Below are 2,599 nucleotides of genomic sequence, written 5' to 3'. Positions count from 1 at the left end.
CCAACTTAGCTTCAATGGAGCGTTAGCCCACATCATGCGCCTAATAGTGGGGCTTCCCTACTCGTCACCGGGAGCCATACCGAGGCAACTCCAAAACTTCTATGCAATGAGTGGGAGCTTAATACTTGAGCCAAGGCGAGAAAGAGCCTTCCCTAGAGTCGTGAAGAAAAAGCCAAGCCGATATCCTAGAAAATACAATGCCGCTCACCTTAAGTGAACGGCATTAGCATTATCGCCCTTTCTTTTTATCTCTGCTTTTTTATTGCGATCACAGGTACCGTTACTTATTGGGTTGTCGAAGCGCCACTACGAGCTGAATTAAAACAGAATTTAGATCTTCGTGCAGAAGTGTTATCAGCCCAAATTCGCGAACCTCTCAACCGTTCTATTGGTGTGCTCCAAAGCATTGTGAGCCTTGGGCAAGCTGCAACCAACCAAGCTGAGCAAGACAGAATGCTCTCTTCGCTGTTCACTATACTTGATGATGTTGTCGTCAGTGGTGGGCTATGGCCGAAACCCTACAGTATTAATGCATCGCAGCGATACAGTAGCCTGTTTTATAATCGAGCCGCTGACGGTCAAGTCGACAAATTGCATTCTTGGAACAATCAAGAAGCGCATGGTTACGATAACGAAGTGTGGTACAACGCAGCAAAAGAGAAGCCTGTCGGTAGTGTGGTATGGTCAGAAGTCTATGTCGATGCCTATACGCACGTTCAGATGATCACGGCTTCATCGCCCTATTACGTTAACGGTGAATTTGCTGGAGTAGCAACAGTCGATCTGTCATTGGCGGGGTTAGCCACATTTATTGCCAGTCAAGCGGAGCTTTATAACCTTGGCGTATCCTTAAGTGATTCGGGGGGATCCCTGATCACTGAACATAATTTTATAATACGTGAAGAAGCTAACGTAAGTCATTTCGGTTTTGGTGATTTTGAATGGCGAGTTGATGTTATTAATGCCCATCGGTTAGTGAATGACGAAGTGTTTGATCTGGTGATGAATGTCGAACGGAGTATCATTCCAATCCTTTTAGTTTGCGTTATGATCGGTTATTACTTGATCAATCAATATGTGATTAAACCGATTACCATAATCGCCAAAAAAGTGAGTGATTCTAAGCAGGGCGGTATTATTGATATGCCGTATCGAAGCCAAGATGAGATCCGCCAGCTTATCGATTCATTTAACCAAAAAACCGTTTATCTTGAAGCGGAAAAAGTGAAAGCTCAAGCTTCCACTCAAGCCAAAAGTGCCTTCTTAGCAACCCTGTCACACGAAATCAGAACTCCAATGAATGGTGTTTTAGGAACCGCACAAATCTTATTGAAAACAGAGCTTTCCCCAGAACAGAGGCAACACCTTAATAGTCTGTATGAGTCTGGCGAGCACATGATGGTGCTGCTTAACGAAATTCTCGATTTCTCCAAGATTGAACAAGGGCGATTAGAACTTGATAACACCCGTTTCCCCTTGGATTCACTGATTGGTAGTATTAACAGTGTTTACCATACCTTATGCAATGAAAAAGGACTGCAGTTTAGGATTTACAGCGATATTGTTCACGATCGCTGGTATTACTCAGATAAAGCACGATTGAGACAGATTCTGTTTAATTTACTTAATAATGCGGTCAAGTTTACCTCTCACGGCTTTGTCGAAGTGACTCTAAAAGAGCAGCAGATGGAAGATAAACGGTATCTTTCTATTCGGATACGGGATTCGGGGATAGGTATAGCAAAAGAGGCTCAGGAAAAAATATTCCGCCCATTTGAACAAGCTGAATCATCGACGACAAGGCGTTTTGGTGGAACGGGGTTGGGCTTAGCGATTGTAAAACAAATTGTAGAGCTAATGGATGGGACAGTCACGGTAACCAGTGAGTTAGGAATTGGTACCAGTTTTCACGTTATGCTAGCGATAGAAACAACGACGCCCGGGACCATTGAAGTCAAGCCACGTCGCAAGCTTAATTACCAAGGACTGAAAGCTCTCATTGTGGAAGATAACCGGACCAACTCTATCATTATCGAAACCTTTATGAAGAATAAAGGGTTTACATGCGATTGTGTTGAGAATGGTGAATTGGCAATTCAAGCGGTTGTTGGCGGGAATTATGACCTGATATTGATGGATAACCATATGCCCGTAATGGATGGCGTAGAAGCGGTGTCTGCGATTCGGATCTTAGTTGGGGAGCAACGTAATGTGCTCATTTTTGGTTGTACTGCTGATGTTTTCAAAGAAACTCGTGAGCGAATGTTGTCGGCCGGCGCTGATTATATTGTCACCAAACCCATTGATGACAATGAATTAGATGATGCTCTTTTCCAATTTGTCGAAAAACTGTACCAATATCATCCAGAGTCCTCTATGCCGCTAAAGATAGGCTCAGCAGAGGAATCATTGGTGACGTTTTATATGGCCGTGGAAGATCAAAACATAGAACTTGCATTAGCCATGATTCAACGTTTGATACAGCAGTTGCCGGAGATTGAAAATACTCATATTCATCAAGTGTTAATCGATACCCAAACAAGCTTAGAAAAACACCAGTTACCTACACAGCAGCAAGTCGATTTGCTAACGGTATTGC

1 protein-coding gene and 1 pseudogene are annotated in these 2,599 nt (G+C 43.3%); both read left to right on the top strand.

What is annotated here, in order from left to right; translation table 11 throughout:
• A pseudogene (locus AACQ17_RS08465) lies at positions 1-217 on the top strand (IS4 family transposase); the annotation flags it as partial.
• On the top strand, positions 214-2,599 hold a 2,386-nt coding region (locus tag AACQ17_RS08460; protein WP_094167794.1), incomplete at its 3' end, for a hybrid sensor histidine kinase/response regulator. The pseudogene AACQ17_RS08465 and the gene AACQ17_RS08460, both read left to right, overlap by 4 nt.

The sequence above is a fragment of the Vibrio sp. V10_P2A27P122 genome, assembly GCF_963874335.1.
GTDB classification, from domain to species: domain Bacteria; phylum Pseudomonadota; class Gammaproteobacteria; order Enterobacterales; family Vibrionaceae; genus Vibrio; species Vibrio anguillarum.
The sequence above is the reverse complement of the archived record's forward strand: the minus strand, read 5'-3'. Positions and strand labels throughout refer to the sequence as shown.